This window comes from Pseudoalteromonas sp. S1727, assembly GCF_005886375.1.
Taxonomy (GTDB): Bacteria; Pseudomonadota; Gammaproteobacteria; order Enterobacterales; family Alteromonadaceae; genus Pseudoalteromonas; species Pseudoalteromonas haloplanktis.
On record NZ_PNDT01000113.1, the window covers coordinates 1 to 2,577 of the forward strand.

The window sequence follows — 2,577 nt, forward strand, 5'->3', positions numbered from 1 at the left end:
AACACAGTTAAATCAAGATTAGCCAATGCCCAGGCACCATTGACAACGGTGGTGGTAAATTCAAGGCTGCGGTTTTGGCTATCAGTGACGGTGATAGTCACGGTTTGGCCTTCTTCAATACCGCTTACAGCGCCCGATAAATCCACGGCACTTTGCTCAGCGTTATTAATCACTTGGTCGGTATCAATCACGTTTACGGTGATTGTGGCGACGGTGTCTTTATTAACAGAGAGTGTTGCCGAGGCTGGGTTTTCTGCAACATCGTTAATTGACGCGGTTGCGGTGATTTGACCATCAGTAAGGCCGGTTAAATCAACATTATCAATAGCCCATAAGCCACTGGTGACGGTGGTGGTTACTTGGGTTGTGTTGCCATTCGTATCAGTGAAGGTGAGGGTGACGAGTTGGCCATCTTCCACATTACTCACGGTGCCCGAGAAGCTATTGGTTGTGCTATCGGCGGTATTAATGATTTGGTCAACGTCATTAAATGTCACGTTAATATCTGCGACGACGTCTTTTTGTACGACTTCTTGGCTTGAGCCTGAATTACCTGCTTGGTTCGTTACGGTGGCTGTGCCGGTGATATCGCCGTCTTTTAAGATACGGGTATCAATATCACTAATCATCCACACGTCGCCATTAACGACAGCAGTACGAGTAATGGTGTTTACGCCATCGGTGAGAGTAACAGTGACAGTTTGACCATCTTCAACATTACTCACCGTACCGGTGATATCAACCACCGGCGCTTCTACAGCATTAATAATATTGTCTTGGAGGGTGTCGATATCAATGGTGATATCAATAGGGGCTGTATTTTTGATAACGGTATTTGAAGCCGTTGCTACATTTCCATTACTATCAATACTGGTTGCTGTAAACGTTAAGGTACCATCGGCAAGGCCACTTAAGTCACCATCTTCAATTATAAAAAAGCCATTTTTTACAGTGGTATTAAATGTCAGAGTTTGACCATTTGCATCAACCACTTTGATGACGACGGGTTGACCTGTTTCTATATCATTAGCCGCACCACCAAATACTGCTGGGTCTACTTCTGTGCTATTGAGGATCTCGTCGCCATTATGCTTAATTTGTACAGAGATCACAGATACTGTGTCTTTAAATACTTGTGTATTTGCTGTTGCTGAGTTTCCTGCTATATCATTGCCTGCTACATCAAACTCTAGTGGGCCTTCAGCAAAGTCAGATAAATCAAGTTCGCCTAACGACCAAAGCCCGTTAGTGACAGTTGCTTGGTATGTTTGTTGTATGTTGGCGCTGTCAGTGATGGTTATTGTTAAACGTTGACCCTCTTCAATACCGGTAGCTGAGCCACTGATCAAAACGTTACTTATTTCACGGGCGTTGAGAAGATCATCAGTACCAGAAGCAACATCTATAGTTAGCGCGGCTTGGGTATCTTTAACCACAGTTACCGTGCTTGTTGCCACATTGCCAGCACTATCAGTGCTGGTAACGGTGACGACTAAATCGCCTTCGGCGAGATCGTTGATATCTACGTCACTAAGCGACCATTTTCCATCAACTAAGGTAACTGAGTCGTTAGTGCGTGTAGTGCCGCGGCTATCGGTGACAGAAATAATGACTGTTTGGCCATCTTCTATGCCCATTGCCACACCTGATACGCTCACCGCACTTTGTTCTGCAGCATTGATAATTTGGTCAGCGTCTTCAACTGTAATCGAAATCGTCGCTGTGGTGTCTTTAGTAAAGGTGATGCTGTTATTGGCTGGATTTTCAGCCACGTCAGAAACTGCCACGCTTGCCGTGATCTCACCATCAGCAAGGGATGATAAGTCCACATCTCCCAACGTCCATAGACCGTTAACAATCAAGGTTGTTGCTGTAACGGTTGCACCATTTTTATCAGTCAACGTGAGGGTGACTGTTCGGCCGTCTTCGACATCGGTGACGCTGCCAGAGAAGTTATTGAGCTTAGCCTCAGTTTGATTAATTACTTGGTCGGCGTCGTTAAGTTGTACTGTGATGTTCGCCACCACATCTTTGCCAACAATCTCTTGTGCTGAGCCTGAGTTACCCACACTATTGGTGACAGTCGCTGTGCCGGTGATGCTGCCATCTAATAATGTTGATGTATCCACATTATCTAAACGCCAAGTATTGTTAGCTACAGTGGTGGTAAAGCGCAATGTAGTGCCATTGGCATCGGTTAAAATAACCGTCACAACGGCACCGTCTTGCACATTCACTGTGGTGCCGGTGATATCAACCAGTGGCGATTCCGCATCATTAATGACATCGTCCTGAAGAGTGTCGATATCAATGGTGATTTCAACCGGTGCAGTGTTTTTCACGACTGTGGTGGTTGCGGTCGCTGGGTTGCCGTTAATATCAGTCGTATTGGCGGTAAAAGTGAGATCGCCATCCGCAAGTCCGGATAAATCCCCATCTTCAATAATAAAGTAGCCATTACGTACCATGGTATTAAAGGTCAGCGTCGCGCCTTGGCTATCGGTTACCGTGACTTCAACGGCTTGACCAGTTTCAATATCATTTGCAACCCCACCAAAGGTGGCTGGATTGACTTCT

General features: G+C 45.7%; 1 pseudogene. It reads right to left on the reverse strand.

What is annotated here, in order from left to right:
* Positions 1 to 2,577, reverse strand: a pseudogene (locus CWB85_RS19485) (hypothetical protein); the annotation flags it as partial.